The following is a 20770-nucleotide window of genomic DNA, read 5'->3' as shown; positions in this document are numbered from 1 at the left end:
AACCGGCCTGTGGTCCAGCTTCGGTGGCACACTGCCCATCTTCGATGGCACAGATCGACGGCCGACGGCCGCGAACAGTCCAGTCATCCCGAATTGGCCTTTGCGGCCGACTCCGCCGCGTCCCTACGGTCGACCCCATGCGCATCCGAATCGTCGACGCCTTCACCGACCGCCCCTTCGGCGGGAACCCCGCCGGGGTCCTGCTCCTCGAAGGCGGGTTCCCCCCGGACGCCTGGCTCCAGCAGGTCGCCGCCGAGGTCAACCTCTCCGAGACCGCCTTCGCCCATCCGCTCCCGCCCGGCGGCGAGGCGGACTGGGCGCTGCGCTGGTTCACGCCGACCGCCGAGGTCGACATGTGCGGCCACGCGACCCTGGCCACCGCCCACGTCCTGGCCACCGACGGCCTCACCACCGGGACGGTCCGCTTCGCGGCACGCTGCGGAATCCTGGAGGTCACGGCCGCCGGGGACGGGACCCTGGTCATGGACTTCCCGACCTCCTCCCTGACCGAGGTCGAGGCGGACCCCGCCGTGGAGCGCGCCCTCGGCGCCCCGGCCAAGTCGGTCCACGACACCTCGGAGCACATCGGCGACCTCGTGGTGGAACTGGCCGACGAGCGGACCGTACGGGAGCTCACCCCGGACCTGGCCGCCCTGCGCGGCTACTCCCGGCGCGGGATCATCGTGACCGCGGCGGCCGAAGACCCCTCCCGCGGCTACGACTTCGCCTCGCGCGGCTTCTTCCCCGCGTTCGGCATCGACGAGGACCCGGTCACCGGCAGCGCCCACACCGCCCTGGCCCCCTTCTGGGCGCGGCGGCTGGGCCGCACGGAGCTCGTCGGCCTCCAGGGCGGCGCCCGCACCGGCCTCGTCCGGGTCCGCCTGCAGGGCGACCGCACGCTGCTGATCGGGCGGGCGGTCACGGTCATCGACGGCGAGCTGCTCAGCGCGCCGTAGGCAGCCGCGCGGTACGCCTACGGGGTGGGCAGCCAGCCCACCTTGCCCGCCAGCAGGGCGTACCCGCCGAAGGCCACGATGTCGAGCAGCGCGTGCGCGACGACGAGCGGACCGACCCGGCCCCAGCGCCGGTAGGCGAGGACGAAGACCACGCCCATCACCACGTTGCCGATGAATCCGCCGATGCCCTGGTAGAGGTGGTACGAGCCGCGCAGCACGGAGCTGGCGAGCAGTGCGGCCGTCGGCGACCAGCCGAGCTGGTCGAGCCTGCGCAGCAGGTAGGCCAGCACGATGACCTCCTCCACCACGGAGTTCTGCACCGCGGAGAGGATCAGCACGGGGAACTTCCACCACACGTCGGGCAGCGCCTCCGGCACCACCGTGAGGTTGAAGCCGGCGGCCCGCGACCCCAGGTAGAAGGCCAGTCCCGCGCTGCCGATGCCGGCGGCGACGAGCGCGCCCCGGCCCAGGTCCCACCAGGGCCGGGTGCGGTCGAAGCCCAGCACCTTCAGTCCGGGCGCGCCCTCACGGGTCAGCAGGTGCGCGACGAGCAGGACGGGTACGAGGGCGCTCGCGATACCGAAGAGCTGCCACGCCAGGTCCAGCCAGGGCCGCCCGGGGGCGTACGAGCCGTTGAGCGTGGCGGCCTGGTCCTTGAGCCCGCCCGGCTTGGTCAGCGAGCCGATGAAGCTGATCAGCGCCGAGACGCCGCTCGCGCCCAGGGACAGCGCGAGCACGAGCAGCGTCTCGGAGCGCAGCATCCCGCGCTCCTTCGAGCCCTCGCCGAGTTCGAGTTCCCCGGCCACCGGTTCCGGCTCCGTCCGCACGCCCGTCTCCCGTCCCGCCACCGCTGCGACCTCTCGCGGGGCCTCCCGCCCCGATCACCCCATACTGCCCCCTCCACGGGGCGAGGGGATCACCGGGCGGGACCGGGCGGGCCACGGAATCAGTCCTCGGCCGCCTCTCCGCCCGCCACTGCGCCACCCCCCGGGCCCACCGGCCAGGTGTGCACGGGATCGCCCCGGTGGCTCAGCTCGCTGTAGCGGCGCGTGGTCGCGGCCAGCGCCGCGTCCCGCTCCAGCCCGCCCGCGAGCGCCCGGTGGTACGTGTCCACCTGCCAGGTGGCTCCGTTGACCCGGCGCCGGCACCGCTCCTCGATGATGCCGAGGTAGTGGTCCCGGTCGGCGGGCTCGATGCCCCACGCGTCCAGTCCGGCGGCCGCCATCGGCAGCAGCTCCTCCAGCACCAGCCGGACCGCGGGCACGCTCGCCAGTCCCCCGCCCCCGCCCCGGCCCCGGCGCGGCCAGCGCAGCCGGGCGTCGATGCCGTAGCGGCAGGCCGCGTCGAAGTTGGCCTCGGCCTCCGCGAAGGGCAGCCGGCTCCACACCGGACGCTGCTCGTCCGCGAGGGTCCGTACCAGCCCGTAGTAGAAGGCCGCGTTGGCGACGACGTCGGCCACGGTCGGGCCGGCGGGCAGGACCCGGTTCTCCACGCGCAGGTGCGGCACCCCGTCGGCGACCCCGTAGACGGGCCGGTTCCAGCGGTAGACGGTGCCGTTGTGCAGCACCAGCTCCTGCAGGCTCGGCACCCCGCCCTCGGCGAGCACCCGCAGCGGCTCCTCCTCGTCGCAGATCGGCAGCAGGGCCGGGAAGTAGCGGACGTTCTCGGCGAAGAGCTCGTACGGCGAGTCCACCCACCGCTCGCCGAACCAGGTGCGCGGGCGCACCCCTTGTGCCTGGAGCTCGGGCGGCCGGGTGTCGGTGGCCTGCTGGAAGAGCGGGGGCCGCGACTCCCGCCACAGCTCCCGCCCGAAGAGGAAGGGCGAGTTGGCGCCGACGGCTATCTGTACGGCCGCCACCGCCTGGGCCGCGTTCCACACGTCCGCGAACCGGGCCGGGGTCACCTGCAGGTGCAGCTGTACGGAGGTGCATGCGGCCTCCGGCACGATCGACCCGGAGGTCCAGGTCAGCCGCTCGACCCCGTCGATGTCGAGCGCGAAGTCCTCGCCCCGCATCGTCAGGATCTGCTCGTTGAGCAGGGAGTAGCGGTCCACCGCCGAGAGGTTGGCGGTGACCAGGTCGGTGCGGGAGATCGTCGGCAGAATTCCGATCATGACCACCCCGGCGCCGACCTCCTGCGCCTGCCGGTGGGCATATCCGAGGCCCGCGCTCAGTTCCTCGGCGAGCTGGTCGAATACCCGGCCGCCGAGCCGGTGCGGGAGGACGTTCACCTCCAGGTTGAACATTCCCAGTTCGGTCTGGAAATCGGTGCTCGCAATACGCTCGAGGACCTGGGCATTCACCATTCTCGGCAACCCGTCGGCACCCGCGAGATTCAACTCGATCTCCAGCCCCATCATGTTCTTGGGGCGATCGAACCTCTTCTCTTCCAGAAGTCGCTCCAGTACCTCCAGGCACTCGTGAAGCTTCCTCCGGTACCGTTGCCGATCGGACAGGTCGAATCCGCCCGCCACGACCTTCTCCCCCATCGGAGCGTCCCTCCTCGACTGGGCCCGGCCGGCGTTTCAATGGATCCGCCACCCGGGCGCGCGTTACGGTCGATGATGCCCCGGCGGCGTGATCGATAACGCGGAAGGGGCGTGACTGGCGGGGAGCGCGCGCCGGTTTGGCCGACAGGCGCTTTGGCACATTCACCTGGCAAGCACCCGAACGCAAATACAGCGTAGACCTTGCCGGTTATCGATAACCGACGCTTTTCAGCCGAGCCCTCATCCGGTAACCTCCGAGGTCAGCGCGGAAAATTTGCGCGCACCCGGCATGAATGCCACGTCAGCGGGACCGGTAAGCGCCTTGTCGGCAATAGACGGGACAGCTAGCCGAAACACTGCGTGAACACATGTCGGATAAACTCCGTATGCGAGGCAGAGAGTGGGCGCGCGGCCATTGCCCCTCAGCCCCCCTCTGACCCCAGAATGCGACAGCGTCGTCCGCACCCCCGCACCCGCCCCGTCCCACAGGTCTCCCAAGCGAGAGGCGACCCACCATGCCGCTGCACGTCCCTCCGGCTCCCGCGCCCGCCCTGCGCAGTGTCCTCGCGGCCCTCGGTTCCCCCACCGCCGTCCATGAGGCGCACACCCCGGCCCTGCGCGCCCTCCAGGGGCCGATGACCGCCGAACTGCCGCTGCCCGTGCACGTCTTGGACCGGCTGCACATCTCAGGCCTGACCGCCGACGGCAGGCCGCCGCGCACCCGACTGACCGGCTGGCGGTTCCTGATCCGCAGCGGGGACCGCTACGTCGCGGCGGCCGACACCCGGCTGACGGCGGACGGGTGGACCTTCTCCCACTTCTTCGAGGGCCCCTACGTCGCCGCCACCGAACGCGCGCTGCGCCAGGCCGAATCGCTCGGCAAGAACTACCAGCCGCGCCTGCTCTCCGTACCCGAGCTGTACATGCTGACCCTGTGGCTGCACGGATCGGTGGGCGCCGACGCCTCCGCCGGGCTGCCGGCCGCCGCCGACCTCCTGGTCCCGCTGGCGCCCGCCCCGCCCGGCATCGCCGCCTACCGCCCGCACCCCGTGTCCGAACTGCTGCCCGTGCTGACCCATCGGCTCACGCCGACGGCTCCCCCGGTCCCGCCCTCCATGGCCGCCCCGGCCGCCTGACCCGGCCCGTGGCCGGATCTGCCCATTCGGCCTAGCCCACTCGGGCCCCTAGCGAACCATCCGAAATGACAGGGGAGTTGACCTGAACCGCCCGCACGGGTGATGCGTCATCAATCTATGAGGACAGCTGCCGGGAAATCCCTGCGGACACGGTGCCGTGGGGGAAGACTGGGGACCCTGACCGAGCCAAGTCGTTGATACGGGGGGCGGCCATGAACAACGCATCGAGCCGCAGCACACAGACCACACCGCAGCGAAAGAACGCATCCATGTGCCAGCACAAGCCAGCATGCCCGTCCGCCGACTCCGCCGACCGGGAGGCCGCGCACCCCGTGGCCGTTCACCCGGAACAGGGCTGGAGCCTGCTGTGCAACGGCGTCCTGCTGTTCGAGGACACCGGTGAGCTGCTGCCGGACGGCCAGATCATCGCCCCGCACCGCCCGCTCGCGGCGACGCAGGTGATGAAGGCGGCCTAGCCGTCGCCGGAAACGAAGGGGGCCGGCCCAGGAGAGAACTCCCGGACCGGCCCCTTCGGCATGCCGATTCGTCAGGTCACTTCATCAGTTGTCGTACTCGTCCAGCGGCGGGCAGGAGCACACCAGGTTCCGGTCGCCGAAGGCGCCGTCGATGCGGCGCACCGGCGGCCAGTACTTCTCCGCGGCCGACACCCCGCCCGGGAAGACGGCCTCGTCGCGGGTGTACGGGTGGTTCCACTCGCCGCCCAGCGCCGCCGCCGTGTGCGGGGAGTTGGCCAGCGGGTTGTCGTCCACCGGCCACTCGCCGCCCGCGACCCGCTCGATCTCGGCACGGATGGCGATCATCGCGTCGCAGAAGCGGTCGATCTCGGCGAGGTCCTCGGACTCCGTCGGCTCGATCATGAGGGTGCCGGCGACCGGGAAGGACATGGTCGGCGCGTGGAACCCGTAGTCGATCAGGCGCTTGGCGATGTCGTCGATGCTCACGCCCGTCGCCTTCGACAGCGGGCGCATGTCGATGATGCACTCGTGCGCGACCAGGTTGCCCGGGCCGGTGTAGAGCACCGGGTAGTGCGGCTCGAGGCGCTTGGCGATGTAGTTCGCGCCGAGCACCGCCACCTGGGTGGCGCGCTTGAGGCCCTCGCCGCCCATCAGGCGCACGTACGACCAGGAGATCGGCAGGATGCCCGCCGAGCCCCACGGCGCGGCCGAGATCGGGCCGACGCCCGTCTCCGGGCCGGCGGTCGGCTGGAGCGGATGGTTGGGCAGGTACGGCGCCAGGTGCGCCCGGACACCGACCGGGCCGACGCCCGGGCCGCCGCCGCCGTGCGGGATGCAGAAGGTCTTGTGCAGGTTCAGGTGCGAGACGTCGCCGCCGAAGTGACCCGGCTTGGCCAGGCCCACCAGGGCGTTGAGGTTGGCGCCGTCCACGTAGACCTGACCGCCGGCGTCGTGCACCTGGGCACAGATGTCGGCGACGTGCTCCTCGAACACACCGTGCGTGGAGGGGTACGTGATCATCAGCACGGCGAGCTCTTCGCGGTACTGCTCGATCTTGGCGCGCAGGTCGTCCGCGTCCACCTCGCCGTCGTCGGCGGTCTTGACGACGACGACCTTCATGCCGGCCATCACGGCGCTGGCGGCGTTGGTGCCGTGCGCGGAGGACGGGATGAGGCAGACGGTGCGCTGCTCGTTGCCGTTCGCCCGGTGGTACGCACGGACGGCCAGCAGGCCGGCGAGCTCACCCTGGGAGCCGGCGTTCGGCTGAATGGAGACCTTGTCGTAGCCGGTGACCTCGCAGAGACGTTCCTCCAGCTCGGTGATGAGCGTGAGGTACCCCTCGGCCTGCTCGACCGGGGCGAACGGGTGCACCTGGCCGAACTCGGGCCAGGTGACCGACTCCATTTCGGTGGTCGCGTTGAGCTTCATGGTGCAAGAGCCCAGCGGGATCATGCCGCGGTCCAGCGCGTAGTCCTTGTCCGAGAGCTTGCGCAGGTAGCGCAGCATCGCCGTCTCGGAACGGTGCTGGTGGAAGACCGGGTGGGTCAGGTACGCGTCCTCGCGCAGCAGGCCCTCGGGAAGCGCGTCGGCCGTGGTGGCGTCGAGCACCTCCAGATCCGTGGTGACCCCGAAGGCCGCCCACACCGCTTCCACGTCGGCGCGCAGGGTGGTCTCGTCACAGGCGGCGGAGACCAGGTCGGCGTCGACCTGGTACAGGTTGACCCCACCCTCGCGGGCCGCGGCCACTACCTCTGCGGCCCGGCCGGGGACGCGCGCGGTGACGGTGTCGAAGTAGGCGCCGTGCACGATCTCGACCCCGCCGGCCCGCAGGCCAGCGGCGAGCAGGGCGGCGTAGCGGTGGGTGCGGCGGGCGATCGTCCGCAGGCCGTCCGGGCCGTGGTAGACGGCGTACATGCCGGCCATGACTGCGAGCAGCACCTGCGCGGTGCAGATGTTGCTGGTGGCCTTCTCGCGGCGGATGTGCTGCTCACGGGTCTGCAGCGCCAGGCGGTACGCCTTGTTGCCGTCCGCGTCCACGGAGACGCCGACGAGGCGGCCGGGCAGCGAGCGGGCGTGCTTGGCCTGGACGGCCATGTAGCCGGCGTGCGGTCCGCCGAAGCCCATCGGGACGCCGAAGCGCTGGGTGGTGCCGACCGCGATGTCGGCGCCCAGCTCGCCCGGCGAGGTCAGCAGGGTCAGGGCGAGCAGGTCGGCGGAGACGGCGACGATGGCGCCGAGCGCGTGCGCCTGCTCGATGACCGGCTTGATCTCCCGCACGGCACCGGAAGCACCCGGGTACTGCAGGAGCACGCCGTAGACGCCGCGCTCGGCGATCTCGGCCGGAATCCCGTCCGACAGGTCCGCGACCACGACCTCGATGCCGATCGGCTCGGCACGCGTCTCGATCACCGCGATGGTCTGCGGCAGCGCGTCGGCGTCGACGAGGAAGACGTCGCCCTTGGCCTTGCCCACCCGGCGGGCCAGCGTCATGGCCTCGGCGGCGGCGGTGCCCTCGTCGAGCAGGGAGGCGCCGGAGGTCGGCAGGCCCGTCAGCTCGGCGACGACGGTCTGGAAGTTCAGCAGGGCTTCGAGGCGGCCCTGGGAGATCTCCGGCTGGTACGGCGTGTAGGCCGTGTACCAGGACGGGTTCTCCATGACGTTGCGCAGGATCACCGGCGGCGTGAACGTGCCGTAGTAACCCAGCCCGATCATCGACGAGAGGACCTGGTTGCGGTCGGCGAGCTGACGCAGCTCGGCGAGCACCTCGGCCTCGGTCCGCGCCTCGGGCAGGTTCAGCGCGGCGGTGGTCTTGATCACATCCGGCACCGCGGCGGCGGTGAGCTCGTCGAGGGAGCCGTAGCCCACCTGAGCGAGCATCTTCGCCTGCGCCTCGGCATCCGGGCCGATGTGGCGCTGCTCGAAGGGGATGCCTCGCTCCAGCTGGGAGAGCGAAATGCGGTTGGCGGTCATGTACGGAGGCCTCCTGGTCGTACGACCTGCGAGGGGCACCACGGCGCGGGCACCCGGACGGCCTCCCCCTCTGTCATCACAACCTGAGAGCTTCACCGGGCCGCGCGGGGATCACCCACGAGGTCCGGCTTTCACCGTCGGTGAGGAGAGGGACCGGCACTGCGCGCCCGGTACCCGCCCCTACTTTCCAGAGTGGCCTCACCACGTGCGGTACGTATGCCTGAGAGATTCCGGGGAGGATTTGCTCCTTCGGCGCCTCCGTCTCACTCACTCGGAGGACTCTCCCGCACAGGGTCGACAGCCATCACCCAGCCTACCAGCGAGGATCTGGGGGCCTCCCTCGAGTGGCCCCCTCCCCGGAAATGCACTTTTGTAGTCATTACGGAGGAGTTGCGCCCCAACGGAGGGACCGGACCGTGCAGACCGACATCGATCCCCGCAGTCTGATCGGCCGCAAGGCGTTCGACCGCAATGGCACCAAGATCGGCACCGTCGACGAGGTCTACCTCGACGACGCCACGGGCGTCCCGGAATGGGCCGCCGTACGCACCGGACTCTTCAGCCGGGACGCCTTCGTCCCGCTGGAGCCCAGCGAGATGGTGGGCGACACCCTGCGCGTGCCCTTCGAACGCTCCCTCATCAAGGACGCCCCCGACTTCGGCGTCGGCCGCCACCTCTCCCCCGAACAGGAGCTGCAGCTCTACCATCACTACGGCCTGGACCTGGCACTTCCGACCGACTTCCAACACGACTTCGGCCCCAGAACCCCCGAAGCCCCCTAACCCACCACCCCCGCTGCCCCACCCCCCGAACCGGGGCAGCGGCCCCCCTCCCCACCTCCCCCCACGAAGGACCACACCGGCCCCGCCGACCAACCCCACCAGACCCCACACCTGGGCCCGGGAAACAGCCATTTGAGCACCCGCGACAGCAGAGCCCCAGCGGCTGCGGGCGGGGGCTAGTCAGCCGCCCGACGGGTGGGAGGTCCACTCGCTACCCGGCAAAGGGCAGGGACCACTTCCCTGCCGGCTGCGTTGCAGACAGCGGCACTCGAACAGCGAGCCGGCGCACTCGGGCGCTCAGGCACTGGCCAGCCCGACACCCGGCATCCCACAGCAGGCGGCCGAAGGCTGACGGCCGGCACGCGACACCTCGCGGTGACGGCCGCGGCTGGCAACTCGTTGCTCGGCGCCTCCACAGCGACCGCTGGCACTCGACGCTCGGCGGCTGACGGCTGACGGCTGACGGCTGACGGCGGGCACCACGCGGATGACGGCCCCGGCCGACAACTCGGCGCTCGGCACCCCCGCGGCTGACGGCCGGCACTCGGCGCTCGGCGGCAGGCGGCAGCGAAGCGCTGCCGGCCCGCACGGGACCCGGGCAGCGAACAGCCCCGGGGCGCGCCAGGCAAGCTTGCACGGCGAAATCACCGCTCAGGCTCGCTCCGGAGCCTTCGAGCCCCGTACCCCCACGGCCCGGTCCCCGACCAGCGGCATCGGATCGGACGGCTCCAGCTCCGGGTCGTCCACCCGAAACGTCCGGACCCGGCCCGGTTCGGATCCCGGCTGCTCGAACCGTACGGTCACCCGCCCGACCCCGCTGCCCTGCACCCACCCGGGCCCGTACACGGCATGCCGCACATCGCTCCCGGCCGGCCACCGCCGCTCAAGCACAGTTTCAGCACCACCCGGCCCCACTCCGTCCCCACGACCCTGCCCAGCCCCCTGCCCCTGCTGGTCTGCCCGGCCGTGCCCGGCACTGTCCCCTCCCCCCGAGCCGGCACCTTGACCCTGCCCAAGCTGCCCGTGCGCTCGCCCAGGCCCCTGCGCTTGCTCAGGCCGAGGCCCACGCCCCTCGCTCTTCCCCTCGCCCTCGCCCTCGCCCTCGCCCTCGCCAGGCTCCAGCCCCTCGCTGTGCCACTGACCCTGTCCCTCGCCCTGCCCAGGCCCCTGCGCTCGCTCAGGCCCACGCCCCTCGCCCTGCCCCTCCCCCTGCCCAGGCCCCTGCGCGTGCTCAGGCCCACGCCCCTCGCCCTCGCCCTGGCCCTTGCCCTGGCCCTGGCCCTGGCCCTGGCCAGGCTCCCGCCCCTGACCCTGCCCGACACTCTCCCCCTGGCCGGACCCGGCAGCCTCACCCTGCCCTCGCCCGGCACCCTGCACGGCAGCTTCACCCTGCTGGTCGGCCTGGCCCGGCACGACGCCCTCCTCTTGCCCCGATCCGGCACTCGGGCCGACCCCGGCGACTTCACCCTTCCCGCGCCCCGCGGCCGGGCCCTGCTGGGCGCCCCGGCCCTGCCCCTGCCCGAAGCTCTGCCCCTGCCCCGACCCTGCGCCCTGCCCCCCGGCCTCCGCCTGCTCCCGCTCCCGCTCCCGCTCCCGCTCCCGCTCCCGCTCCCGCTCCCGCAGAGCATCCCGTCCCTGACCCGACCCAGGCCCCCGACCGGCACCTTCCCCCAGGGCCTGGCCCTGGACGCGGACCGGGACCTCCTGGCCCCCCTCAGCGCCGACAACCTCTCGCCCCGGGCCCCCACCGGACAACGCAGCCCCGTCGGCCTGATCCGAACCAGCCCCCGCACGGGCACCGGCACCGGCACCGGCACCCGGACCCCCCGCCTCCCCGCCCCCGGATACACCGGCCATCGCCTCGGCGAAGGCGAAGAGGTCCTCCTGCGTGTAGTCCGCCAGCCCCGTCACACCCACCCCCAGCAGCCGCACCCCACCCGTGGTGTCCACGGCCTCCAGCAGCCGCGCCGCCGCCTCCCGCACCACCGCGGGGTTGTCCGTGGGCCCCCGCAGGGTTTCCGACCGGGTCAGCGTGGAGAAGTCGTAGCGCCGGACCTTGAGCACGATGGTCCGCCCCGAGTGCCCCGATCCGCGCAGCCGCTCCACGCACCGGTCCGCGAGCCGCTGCACCTCGTTCCTGATCCGCACCCGGTCGTGCAGGTCCACGTCGAAGGTGTCCTCCACCGACACGGACTTCGCATCGCGCTCCGCGACCACCGGCCGCTCGTCCACGCCCAGCGCCATCCGGTACAGCCCGACCCCGTGCGAGCGCCCCACCATCCGGACCAGCTCGTCCTCGCCGGCCTCCGCCAGCTCCCCCACCGTGGTGATCCCGGCCCGCCGCAGGTGCTCCCCCGTGGCGGGCCCCACGCCGGGCAGGGTCCGTACCGACATCGGTGCGAGGTGCGCCCGCTCCGTGCCGACGTCGATCAGCAGCAGCCCGGCCGGCTTGGCCTCCTCGGAGGCGACCTTGGCCAGCATCTTGGATCCCGCGAGCCCCACCGACCCGCTCAGCCCGGTCGCGGCGGCGATGTCGGCCCTCAGCTGCTCCCCGACGGCCCGCGCGGCCTCCGCGTCGAAGGCGACGCCGCCCGCCTCCAGGTCCACGAAGGCCTCGTCCAGGCTCAGCGGCTCCACGAGGGGAGACAGCTCCCGGAGCATGCCCATGACGGTGTCACTGACCTCGCGGTACAGGCTGAAGCGCGGAATCAGGCACGCGCCGTTCGGGCAGAGCCGCCGCGCCTGGGCCATCGGCATGGCCGAATGCACCCCGAAGCGCCTGGCCTCGTACGAGGCGGTGGCGACGACCCCGCGCGGCCCGAGCCCGCCGACGATGACGGCCTTGCCGCGCAGGCTCGGCTTCGACGCCTGCTCCACGGAAGCGTAGAAGGCGTCCATGTCCAAGTGCAGGATGGTCGGCGCGGCTCTCACAGCTCCGATGCTGCCCTACGCCACTGACAATCGGCCCGACCCGAAGCAGGCGAGCCGAGCGACCCGCCGACAACGACCGCAGCCCCGCCCGGGACCGGGCAGAGACCAGACCGGACCGTGACGGGGGCCGGGACCGGCACCAGGACCGGACCACCGGCCCGTCCTCCGCTGCCAGCCAGCCCAGCCCCGCCCCGCCCCAGCCATCCGTCTCAGACGGCCCGGTTCCTCCGGGCGGCCAGCTCATCGGCCGGGTTGTGGCCGACCACCGTCTCGCCGGTGTCCACGCGCTCGCCGTGCAGTTGCGAGAGCGCATTCTCGACATCGCGCCAGACCACGCCCACGGCGATGCCGAAGACGCCCTGGCCGCCCTGGAGCAGGCTCACGACCTGATCCGGCGAGGTGCACTCGTACACGGTGGCGCCGTCGCTCATCAGCGTCATCCGCTCCAGGTCCGAGAACCCCCGGTCGCGCAGGTGCTGCACGGCGGTGCGGATGTTCTGCAGCGCCACCCCGGTGTCCAGGAAGCGCTTCACGATCTTGAGGACGACCACGTCCCGAAAGCTGTAAAGCCGTTGCGTGCCCGACCCGTACGCCGGACGCACCGTGGGCTCCACCAGCCCGGTCCGCGCCCAGTAGTCGAGCTGCCGGTACGTGATGCCGGCCGCGGCACACGCCGTCGGCCCTCGGTATCCGACCTGCTCGGGTGCGGACTCACCGCCCTGGGGCCCCACCGGCCCCACCGAACCGACCGGCGCGGGCTCCGGCTGACGGCGCGCGGAGTTCACCGCACCACCGTGCAGCGGGTACGGCCCACCGTCACTCCGTGCGGGGATGCCCCCGGTCATACCGTCGCCCGTGACTCTCACGCCGACCCTCCGTCCTTGACCTGCCACCTCGAAGGTAGGCAGTCACCAGGGGTGCGTCAACGATCGCCACACTCGGCACGCCGAGTGATAATCACCCTGAGAGTGGTTTCCCGTACCCCATTGCGGGGAAAGGCTACTCGAATGGGCTGAAATATCCGGGAGGACGGCGCGACCCGCGCCTCACTGCGGGCCGGTACCGAAGTCCTCTGGCGAGATCTGGTCGAGGAACTCGCGGAACTTCTCCACCTCGTCCTCCTGCTCGTCCGGGATCGCGATTCCGGCGTCGTCGAGCACGCCGTCGCTGCCGTAGATCGGCGTCCCGGTCCGCAGGGCGAGCGCTATGGCGTCGGAGGGCCGCGCGCTCACCTCGACTCCGCTGGCGAAGACGAGCTCCGCGTAGAAAACGCCCTCCCGCAGATCCGTGATCCGGACTTCGGTGAGCTCCTCGCCGATCGCCTCCAGCACGTCCTTGAAAAGGTCGTGCGTCAGCGGCCGGGCAGGGGCCATCCCCTGCTGCGCGAAGGCAATGGCGGTCGCCTCCCCTGGTCCGATCCAGATGGGGAGGTACCGGTCGCCTCCCACTTCACGCAGGAGCACGATCGGTTGGTTCGAGGGCATTTCCACCCGGACACCCACAACGTCGAGCTCGTTCACACAGCAACCCTAGGACCTGCCCGGCAGGTTTGGGTAGTCGGGCTCCCCCAAGCCTGCCCCGAAGCCCCCCCGACAGTCGCCCGAGGCGGCCCGAAAACCCGTCCGGGTCAGTGCAGCCGCACCCCGAGAGCCGTCTGTACGAGGGCCTCGTGCAGCCGTACGGAGAGCCCCGCAAGCTCCTTCAGGGTGGCCTCCGCATGGGCCCTGGTCTGCGGATTGCGGTGCCGGCGCAGCGGCGAGACGACCTGCTCCACCAGACCGGCCTCCCGGTCGGCGGCGGCCTTCATCGCGCGCAGGTGACGCGGCTCCAGACCGAATCGGCCGAGATCGGCCACCAGACGGGCCACAGTGACCGCCTCGGCGTCGAAACCGCCGCCGGGCGCCTCCGCGATGAGCCCGTACGACTCCCACTCCACGAGCTGGACCTCGTCGACCTCCGCGGCGGCGATCAGCTCGTCCCGGCCGACCCGGGCCACGGTCGGCCGCTCCCGGCCCACCTCGCCGTAGAGGGCGGCGGGGCTCGTGGGGTCGACGGACTCCCCGTGCGCGGTGGGCGACGGGATGCGGATCTGCTCACCGCGCGCGAGAGCGTCGAGCTGATCGCGGATGACCTTCAACGGAAGGTAGTGGTCGCGCTGGAGCCGCAGGACGTGGGCGAGGCGCTCCACGTCGTCGGTGCTGAACTTGCGATATCCGGAAGGTGTGCGCCGGGGCTCGACGAGCCCCTCCGCTTCCAGGAAACGGATCTTCGAGATCGTGACTTCGGGGAACTCGTCACGCAGCATCGTGAGCACCGTGCCGATGCTCACCAGCCGCACGCCCGAGGAGGCGGTGCCGGCGGTGCCGCTCTTGGCGGCACCGCCTGCCGGGATACGCAGCATGGGACCTTCCCTTGAAGGGTCAGTGCCCCCGCAGGCTCGCGTAGAAGACCAGCCGGTACTTGCCGATCTGCACTTCGTCGCCGTTGTGCAGGGAGACGGAGTCGATCGGTTCACGGTTCACGTACGTGCCGTTGAGGCTGCCGACGTCGGCGACGGTGAAACCGTCGTGGCTCCTGCGGAACTCGACATGGCGCCGGGAGACGGTGACGTCGTCCAGGAAGATGTCGCTCTGCGGGTGCCGGCCGGCCGTCGTCAGCTCACCGTCCAGGAGGAACCGGCTGCCGGAGTTCGGGCCGCGCCGCACGATCAGCAGTGCGGAGCCCGGAGGCAGCGCTTCCACCGCGGCCTGGGCCTCGGGGGACAGCGAGGACGACACGTGCGTCTGTCCCGACACCTCGGCCTCGTAGGCCTCCAGGCCCGAGATCGAGATGGTGGACGTGGTCTCCGAGGCACGCTCCGGCGTCAGACCCGCCCGCAGCGGCGCCCCGCAGTTGGAGCAGAACCGGCTCGCCGCATCGCTGCGGTGCCCGCACCTGCTGCAAATCTGCTCGGCCGACATGGACGGCTCCTCGCGCCGCGGCTGCCCCGCGGAGGCATTGGTGGCATACGGGTCGGGGGCAAACCCTCCACCCGTACTTGAGGTTGATGGTTCACCGAAACCTATGCGTCCGGTACCGGCAGGGTCAACAGTCGACGCGCCGTGCGCGCCCGAAATGTCACCCGCCCCCGCGACCTCGTCGCGGAAGAGCGGCCGGTCGCCCTGCCCTTCCACGTCTCCATGCCCCGCACGGTGCCTGGCCGCACCGCTTTCCTCGCGGTTCTTCTTGCCGAACAACTTCTCAAACAACTTCACGGGCGATTCCCCTTGACCGAAACAGACCCGCCCGTGGGGCAGGACGAACTCCGAATGCAACACCTGCCGACCCGGACATACCTACAACGTCCGTAACCATCAGACAGTTTCCACCACGCACCGCGACTTCGGTGCGTCGACCCCCCGCAGGCATTCGCCCGCGTGAGCCGGTCTCCCCCGCCTCCCGCATCACGACGATGACGACCGAGCGTAGTCAGGCTGCTTCGCAGCCCGCAAGGCATCCACAACGATCTTCGCCGGACGTGTGACGCTGACGACCGCCTGCTCCTTCTCCAGCGACTGGACGACGCCACCGGGAATGTTGAGCGCCGGCTCCAGGTCCTGCGGCTTGCCGATCACCTTGAACTCGTAGGGCTGTGTGATCTTCCTACCGTCGATCGCGACCCCGTTCTCCTCGTCCGAGAAGTACGAGTCCGCCACGATCCGCACCCCGTTGATCTGGATCGCCTCGGCCCCGGCCGCCCGCAGCTCCTGGAGCGTGTCCAGCAGCTTGTCCGACAGCACCTGACCCTTGGGGTCCGTGATCTTCAGCACGATCCCCGGCCCTTGAGCGGCCACCGTACCGGCCAGGATCCCGAGTTGGCGTTCCTTCTCCACGGTCTGCTTCCGGGCCTCCTCGGCCTGGTTGGAGCTGCTCTCGAGTTCCCGGCGCTGGTCGTCGAGCGTCTGCTTCTCGTCCTCCAGCCGCTTGGTCCGGCCGTCCAGCTCGTCGAGGATCCGTACGAGGTCCTCCTGACGGGCACCTCGCAGCGCGCTGGAGTCGCTGTTCGACCGTACCTGGATGGCCAGGCCGAGCCCCAGCACGAACAGCAGCACCGCGACGATGAGTTGGGCACGGCTCACCCGCGGCGGCCACAGTCCGGCCGCCAGCCGCTGCCGGCCGGTCTGTTCGGGGCCGGCCGGGGCCGCTCCGGCCGGCGCAGGCCCGCTCGGCGCGACGCCGGTCTCTTCCCGGTCCCCCTCCTCGGCCCCGGCACCGGGCTCGTGGCCCACGGGCGCGGCCGGCGGCTCCAGCGGAGGCTGCGCCTTCGGCCGCTGGGCCGCGGCGCCGGGCTCCTCGGGCGGGGTGTCGTTCGTACTCATCGGCCTCACGCCCGGAACACGTGCCGGCGGATGGCCGCGGCGTTGGAGAAGATGCGGATGCCGAGGACGACGACCACACCCGTGGACAGCTGCGAGCCGACCCCGAGCTTGTCGCCGAGGAAGACGATCAACGCCGCCACGACCACGTTCGACAGGAACGACACCACGAAGACCTTGTCCACGAAGATGCCGTCCAGCATCGCGCGCAGGCCTCCGAACACCGCGTCCAGCGCCGCGACCACGGCGATCGGCAGATAAGGCTCCACCACGGCCGGCACTTCGGGCCGGACGAGAAGTCCGACCACCACTCCGACCACGAGGCCCAGTACCGCGATCACGATGCACCTTTCTGCTGCTCTGCTGCTGTAGCCGTACGCACGGTCAGGCTCGACGCGGCCGGAAGGCGCACCTCGGCCTCGGACGACAAGGAGTAGCGGATGCCGTAGTTCTCCTGCAGCACGTGCAGGTACTGGCCGTCCGCCGAGTCCTGGAACGCGGTCCCCAGACGCTTCTTGTCGCCGATCGCCAGTACTTCGTACGGGGGCACCAGCGGCCTGTTGTCGACCAGTATCGCGTCACCCGCGGCCCGGATCGCCGACAGCGACGTCAGCCGCTGCCCGTTGATCGAGATCGCTTCCGCCCCCGACTGCCACAGCCCGTTGACGATCTTCTGCATATCGCGGTCGCGGAGCCGCCCGGTGTCCGAGAAACCGGCGCTCTCGCGCGGATTGGAGCCGTTTCCGGTCGTCGAGCCCTTCGCGTCGTCCACCGTCAGCTTGATCCCGGGCCCGTGCACCTCGGTGGCCCCGGACAGCAGCTCCACGAGCTGGCCCTGTTCGCCACCGTGCTGCTTCAGCGCCTCGCGCTGCCGGTCGGCGACGGTGTCCCGCAACCCGTCGATGTCCCGCTCCAGACCGTCCGCGTGCGCGTCGGCCCGCTCGACCCGGTCGATGAGTTCCTGACGCTCCTTGGCCAGCACCGGAGCGGTCGCCCGCGCCTGCGCTGCACCCAGGGTGACGACCATGGCGGCGAGCACGAGCCCGGCGGCGAGACCCAGTTTGGCCTTGAGGGTCCTCGGCAGGCCGGACGTTCCCTCGGCCTCGCGCCGGGCCGAAGCCTCCGCGTAGCCCTCGTCGAGGGAGTGGTCCATCACGTGCGTCAGCAGCGACATGGAGGCGTCCGGCCGCGCCGGAGGTGCCGAACTGCGGTTGTGGGGCGGCTGCGACATGCCGCACATCGTCGCATGTCGGCGCCGCTCCCACCGAATGCGGACGCCCGGCGGACCGGCCAGGACCTTCGCCCCGCCCGCTCCCACCGAATGCGGACGTCCGGCGGACCGGCCGGGACCTTCGCCCCGCCCGCTCCACCGGACTTCCGGCCCTACGCCGTCCCGGTCCGGCCTACGCCGTCCCGTACGGGTGCCTCAGTGCCCGGCGCCGTCCACCACCGCTGCCCAGCCGTCCAGCAGCGCCTGCGCGGACGCGTCGTCGGGACCCTCGGCCCACAGGTGCGTGACCGCCTCCGCCGGGTCCGGCAGCACCAGGGCCCACCGCCCGTCGGCCTCCACGACCCGCACCCCGTCGGTGGTGTCCACCTGACGGTCCCCGGCCGCCTCCACGACCCGCCGCATGACGAGCCCCTTCACCGCCCACGGGGTCGGCACGTCCCGCTTGAGCACGTGCGCCCGCGGGATCCGGGCGTCGATCTGGCTCAGCGTGAGCTGCGTCCGCGCCACCAGCCCGATCAGCTGCACGAAGGCGGCCGATCCGTCGAAGACGCTGCTGAACTCGGGGACGATGAATCCGCCCCGCCCGTCCCCGCCGAAGATGGTGTTCTCCGCCCGGCCCACCCGGGTCAGATCGTCGGGCGAGGTCGTCGTCCACTCCACCTGGGTGCCGTGGTACGCCGCCACCTGCTCGGCGATCCGGGTCGTGGTCACGGGCAGCGCCACCTTGCCGCTGCGCTTCTCGGCGGCCACCAGGTCGAGCAGCACCAGCAGCGCCCGGTCGTCCTCGATGATCCGGCCGCGCTCGTCCACCAGGGAGATCCGCTCGCCCACCGGGTCGAAGCGCACTCCGAAGGCGGCCCGCGAGGACGCCACGATCTCCCCGAGCCGCACCAGTCCCGCCCGGCGGGATTCGGCGGTCTCCGTGGGCCGGGACTCGTCGAGCCCCGGGTTCACCGTCAGGGCGTCCACTCCGAGCCGGCCCAGCAGGCTCGGCAGCACCAGACCGGCGCTGCCGTTGGAAGCGTCCACGACCACCTTGAGCCCCGAGTCCGCGACTCCGGTGGTGTCCACCCGGCGCAGCAGCGAACCGGTGTAGGCGTCGAAGACGCTTCCCGGGAACTGCAGGTCACCGATCTCGCCGGGAAACGCGCGCCGGTACTCCTGGCGTGCGTAGACCCGGTCGAGCTTGCGCTGCTGCTGGAGGGAGAGGTCCGCCCCCCGCTCGTCGAGGAACATGATGTCGACAGAGTCCGGAACTCCCGGCGAGGTCCGCAGCACGATCCCGCCGGCACTGCCGCGCGCGGTCTGCTGCCGCGCCACGGGCAGCGGTACGTTCTCCAGGTCCCGGACGTTGATGGCACTGGCCTGGAGCGCCGAGATCACGGCCCGCTTCAGCGCTCTCGCGCCTCGGGAGTGGTCGCGGGCCGTGGTGACCGTCGCCCCCTTCTTCAGGGTCGTCGCATAGGCACCGGCCAGCCGGACCACCAGCTCCGGGGTGATCTCCACGTTCAGGATCCCGGTGACGCCGCGCGCGCCGAACAGATGTGCCTGCCCCCGCGACTCCCAGATGACCGAGGTGTTGACGAAGGCGCCCGCCTCGATCGTCTTGAAGGGGTAGACGCGCACGTTCCCCTGGATGATCGATTCCTCGCCGACGAGGCACTCGTCGCCGATGACGGCCCCGTCCTCGATCCGGGCCGCCCGCATGATGTCGGTGTTCTTGCCGATGACGCAGCCGCGGAGATTGCTGTGCGGCCCGATGTACACGTTGTCGTGCACGACGGCCTTGTGCAGGAACGCACCGCTCTTCACGACGACGTTCGATCCGACGACGGTGTGCTCGCGGATCTCCACGCCGGCCTCGACCTTGGCGTAGTCCCCGATGTACAGCGGTCCGCGCAGCACCGCGTCCGGACTCACCTCGGCCCCTTCGGCGATCCACACGCCCGGGGAGATCTCGAAGCCGTCCATGTCGACCTGGACCTTGCCCTCGAGTACGTCGGCCTGGGCCTTGACGTAGCTCTCGTGGGTGCCGACGTCCTCCCAGTAGCCCTCGGCGACGTAGCCGTAGATGGGCCGGCCTTCCTTCATCAACTGGGGGAAGACGTCACCGGACCAGTCCACCGAGACGTCCGCGTCCACGTAGTCGAAGATCTCCGGCTCCATGACGTAGATGCCGGTGTTGATGGTGTCCGAGAACACCTGGCCCCAGGTCGGCTTCTCCAGGAAACGCTCGACCTTGCCTTCCTCGTCCACGATGGTGATGCCGAATTCCAGCGGATTCGGCACCCGGGTGAGGCACACCGTGACGAGACCGCCCTTCTCCTTGTGGAAACGGATCAGGTCGGTCAGGTCGAAGTCGGTGAGCGCGTCACCGGAGATGACGAGGAACGTGTCGTCCTTCAGAGCCTCCTCGGCGTTCTTCACGCTGCCGGCGGTACCGAGCGGCTTCTCTTCGTTGGCATAGGTGAGCTCCATCCCGAGCTCCTCGCCGTCACCGAAATAGTTCCTGACGAGTGATGCCAGGAACTGCACGGTGACCACGGTCTCGCTGAGCCCATGCCGCTTGAGCAGCCTGAGCACGTGCTCCATGATCGGCCGGTTCGCCACCGGCAGGAGCGGCTTGGGCATGCTTGAGGTCATGGGACGAAGCCGAGTGCCTTCGCCACCGGCCATCACGACGGCCTTCATGTCGGAAGAGTCCTCCTTGAGAGACGGCGTAATCGCCGATCTCACCCGTCCCGACGGTGACTGGAACACTCCTCCGCGTCAGTCAGGCGCCGAGCGAGCTCAATCGGCCGTGGCGTCCGCCTTCACCAGCCGGCGGACTTGCACCACGTAAAGGACTCCTGCCCACCAATAGAGCGTTGTACCCCATCCCGCGAACGCCCATCCGAAAACTGACCCCGTCCAGGCCAACCAACCCGACCACGTGCTCACCAGGAGGAAGGGGAACGCGTACATCAAGTTGAAGGTCGCGGCCTTCCCGAGGAAGTTGACCTGGGGCGGCGGATAGCCGTGCCGGCGCAGGATCCAGACCATGACCAGCAGCATCAGCTCACGCGCGAGAAGCGCTCCGGTGAGCCAGAGCGGCAGAATCTCGCGGTACGTGAGACCGAACAGGGTGGACAGGATGTAGAGCCGGTCCGCGGCGGGATCCAGCAGCCGACCGAGGCTGCTGATCTGATTCCAGCGCCGTGCGAGCTTCCCGTCCAGGTAGTCGCTGACCCCGCTGAGCATGAGGACGGCAAGAGCCCAGCCGTCGTGCTCGGCCAGGATCAGCCACAGGAACAGCGGCACGCCGGCGAGACGCGCCATGCTCAGGATGTTCGGAATGGTGAAAATTCGGTCAGTCTGAACCCGAGTCTCCTGGACCTCCACCCGGGGGCCTCCACTGTGACTGTAGAAATGTCGAACGATGCCCCCTGACACTACAGGAGCCGGT

At 70.9% G+C, this 20770-nt stretch carries 17 protein-coding genes and 1 riboswitch; of the genes, 4 read left to right on the top strand and 13 right to left on the bottom strand.

Features of this window, described 5'->3' with window-relative positions:
* Positions 1-137: 137 nt before the first annotated feature.
* Entirely contained in the window at positions 138-956 is an 819-nt protein-coding gene (locus AC6CKD_RS30765; RefSeq protein ID WP_498331873.1) for a PhzF family phenazine biosynthesis protein, read from the top strand.
* Positions 957-973: 17 nt separating this feature from the next.
* Here AC6CKD_RS30765 and AC6CKD_RS30760 read toward each other — a convergent pair whose 3' ends face one another.
* Positions 974-1717, bottom strand: coding sequence for a CPBP family intramembrane glutamic endopeptidase (locus AC6CKD_RS30760; RefSeq protein ID WP_498332032.1), 744 nt, complete (start codon positions 1715-1717; stop codon positions 974-976).
* Positions 1718-1902: 185 nt separating this feature from the next.
* Complete coding sequence (locus AC6CKD_RS30755; protein ID WP_498331872.1) at positions 1903-3444, bottom strand: glutamate-cysteine ligase family protein; 1542 nt, start codon at positions 3442-3444, stop codon at positions 1903-1905.
* A 515-nt stretch (positions 3445-3959) separates the two neighbouring features.
* Here AC6CKD_RS30755 and AC6CKD_RS30750 point away from each other — a divergent pair.
* Together AC6CKD_RS30750 and AC6CKD_RS30745 are read left to right on the top strand one after the other, a co-directional pair.
* Complete coding sequence (locus tag AC6CKD_RS30750) at positions 3960-4580, top strand: hypothetical protein (RefSeq protein WP_498331870.1); 621 nt, start codon at positions 3960-3962, stop codon at positions 4578-4580.
* 269 nt (positions 4581-4849) lie between these two features.
* Entirely contained in the window at positions 4850-5056 is a 207-nt protein-coding gene (locus tag AC6CKD_RS30745) for a DUF5999 family protein (protein WP_112451479.1), read from the top strand.
* 84 nt (positions 5057-5140) lie between these two features.
* On the opposite strand, the gene gcvP is transcribed toward AC6CKD_RS30745, so the two are convergent.
* Positions 5141-8026, bottom strand: coding sequence for an aminomethyl-transferring glycine dehydrogenase (gene gcvP / locus AC6CKD_RS30740; protein WP_498331869.1), 2886 nt, complete (start codon positions 8024-8026; stop codon positions 5141-5143).
* Positions 8027-8224: 198 nt separating this feature from the next.
* A riboswitch (glycine riboswitch) is annotated at positions 8225-8323 on the bottom strand.
* 119 nt (positions 8324-8442) lie between these two features.
* On the opposite strand from gcvP, the gene AC6CKD_RS30735 reads away from it, so the two are divergent.
* Positions 8443-8808, top strand: a complete 366-nt coding sequence (locus AC6CKD_RS30735) for a PRC-barrel domain-containing protein (protein WP_498331867.1) — start codon at positions 8443-8445, stop codon at positions 8806-8808.
* Positions 8809-9459: 651 nt separating this feature from the next.
* Here the strand turns inward: AC6CKD_RS30735 and AC6CKD_RS30730 are convergent.
* From AC6CKD_RS30730 to clsA, 10 genes are all read right to left on the bottom strand, one after another.
* Positions 9460-11739, bottom strand: coding sequence for a DNA polymerase IV (locus tag AC6CKD_RS30730; RefSeq protein WP_498331866.1), 2280 nt, complete (start codon positions 11737-11739; stop codon positions 9460-9462).
* Between the two features lie 209 nt (positions 11740-11948).
* Positions 11949-12605, bottom strand: coding sequence for a MerR family transcriptional regulator (locus AC6CKD_RS30725; RefSeq protein ID WP_374325766.1), 657 nt, complete (start codon positions 12603-12605; stop codon positions 11949-11951).
* A 180-nt stretch (positions 12606-12785) separates the two neighbouring features.
* Complete coding sequence (locus tag AC6CKD_RS30720) at positions 12786-13259, bottom strand: bifunctional nuclease family protein (RefSeq protein ID WP_030009777.1); 474 nt, start codon at positions 13257-13259, stop codon at positions 12786-12788.
* A gap of 107 nt (positions 13260-13366) precedes the next feature.
* Positions 13367-14140: a transcriptional regulator FtsR gene (ftsR, locus tag AC6CKD_RS30715; RefSeq protein WP_498331863.1), complete on the bottom strand. Its 774-nt coding sequence runs from the start codon at positions 14138-14140 to the stop codon at positions 13367-13369.
* A gap of 19 nt (positions 14141-14159) precedes the next feature.
* Complete coding sequence (locus tag AC6CKD_RS30710; RefSeq protein WP_498331862.1) at positions 14160-14699, bottom strand: FHA domain-containing protein; 540 nt, start codon at positions 14697-14699, stop codon at positions 14160-14162.
* Positions 14700-15182: 483 nt separating this feature from the next.
* Positions 15183-16097 carry a DUF881 domain-containing protein gene (locus tag AC6CKD_RS30705; protein WP_498331860.1) on the bottom strand — a complete coding sequence of 305 codons (915 nt, stop codon included), beginning with the start codon at positions 16095-16097 and terminating at the stop codon, positions 15183-15185.
* Between the two features lie 5 nt (positions 16098-16102).
* The gene (locus AC6CKD_RS30700) at positions 16103-16435 is read right to left on the bottom strand and encodes a small basic family protein (protein WP_112452698.1); all 333 of its coding nucleotides are present in this window, start codon (positions 16433-16435) and stop codon (positions 16103-16105) included.
* Positions 16432-17334: a DUF881 domain-containing protein gene (locus AC6CKD_RS30695; RefSeq protein ID WP_498331858.1), complete on the bottom strand. Its 903-nt coding sequence runs from the start codon at positions 17332-17334 to the stop codon at positions 16432-16434. Before AC6CKD_RS30695 ends, AC6CKD_RS30700 begins: the two co-directional genes overlap by 4 nt.
* 186 nt (positions 17335-17520) lie before the next feature.
* Complete coding sequence (locus AC6CKD_RS30690; RefSeq protein WP_489409245.1) at positions 17521-20016, bottom strand: sugar phosphate nucleotidyltransferase; 2496 nt, start codon at positions 20014-20016, stop codon at positions 17521-17523.
* A gap of 99 nt (positions 20017-20115) precedes the next feature.
* Positions 20116-20706 (bottom strand): cardiolipin synthase ClsA, encoded by a 591-nt coding sequence (clsA, locus tag AC6CKD_RS30685; protein WP_478690762.1) that lies wholly within the window; start codon positions 20704-20706, stop codon positions 20116-20118.
* Positions 20707-20770 lie beyond the last annotated feature (64 nt).

The organism is Streptomyces sp. GQ60 (assembly GCF_059758875.1).
The sequence above is the reverse complement of the archived record's forward strand: the minus strand, read 5'-3'. Positions and strand labels throughout refer to the sequence as shown.

What these genes read in the sequence shown, in the direction of transcription:
- AC6CKD_RS30765 (WP_498331873.1), top strand. Translation starts at nt 138, where the DNA reads ATGCGCATCCGAATCGTCGACGCCTTCACCGACCGCCCCTTCGGCGGG.
- AC6CKD_RS30760 (WP_498332032.1), bottom strand. Translation starts at nt 1,717, where the DNA reads ATGCTGCGCTCCGAGACGCTGCTCGTGCTCGCGCTGTCCCTGGGCGCG.
- AC6CKD_RS30755 (WP_498331872.1), bottom strand. Translation starts at nt 3,444, where the DNA reads ATGGGGGAGAAGGTCGTGGCGGGCGGATTCGACCTGTCCGATCGGCAA.
- AC6CKD_RS30750 (WP_498331870.1), top strand. Translation starts at nt 3,960, where the DNA reads ATGCCGCTGCACGTCCCTCCGGCTCCCGCGCCCGCCCTGCGCAGTGTC.
- AC6CKD_RS30745 (WP_112451479.1), top strand. Translation starts at nt 4,850, where the DNA reads ATGTGCCAGCACAAGCCAGCATGCCCGTCCGCCGACTCCGCCGACCGG.
- gcvP (WP_498331869.1), bottom strand. Translation starts at nt 8,026, where the DNA reads ATGACCGCCAACCGCATTTCGCTCTCCCAGCTGGAGCGAGGCATCCCC.
- ftsR (WP_498331863.1), bottom strand. Translation starts at nt 14,140, where the DNA reads ATGCTGCGTATCCCGGCAGGCGGTGCCGCCAAGAGCGGCACCGCCGGC.
- AC6CKD_RS30710 (WP_498331862.1), bottom strand. Translation starts at nt 14,699, where the DNA reads ATGTCGGCCGAGCAGATTTGCAGCAGGTGCGGGCACCGCAGCGATGCG.
- AC6CKD_RS30705 (WP_498331860.1), bottom strand. Translation starts at nt 16,097, where the DNA reads ATGAGTACGAACGACACCCCGCCCGAGGAGCCCGGCGCCGCGGCCCAG.
- AC6CKD_RS30695 (WP_498331858.1), bottom strand. Translation starts at nt 17,334, where the DNA reads ATGTGCGGCATGTCGCAGCCGCCCCACAACCGCAGTTCGGCACCTCCG.
- AC6CKD_RS30690 (WP_489409245.1), bottom strand. Translation starts at nt 20,016, where the DNA reads ATGAAGGCCGTCGTGATGGCCGGTGGCGAAGGCACTCGGCTTCGTCCC.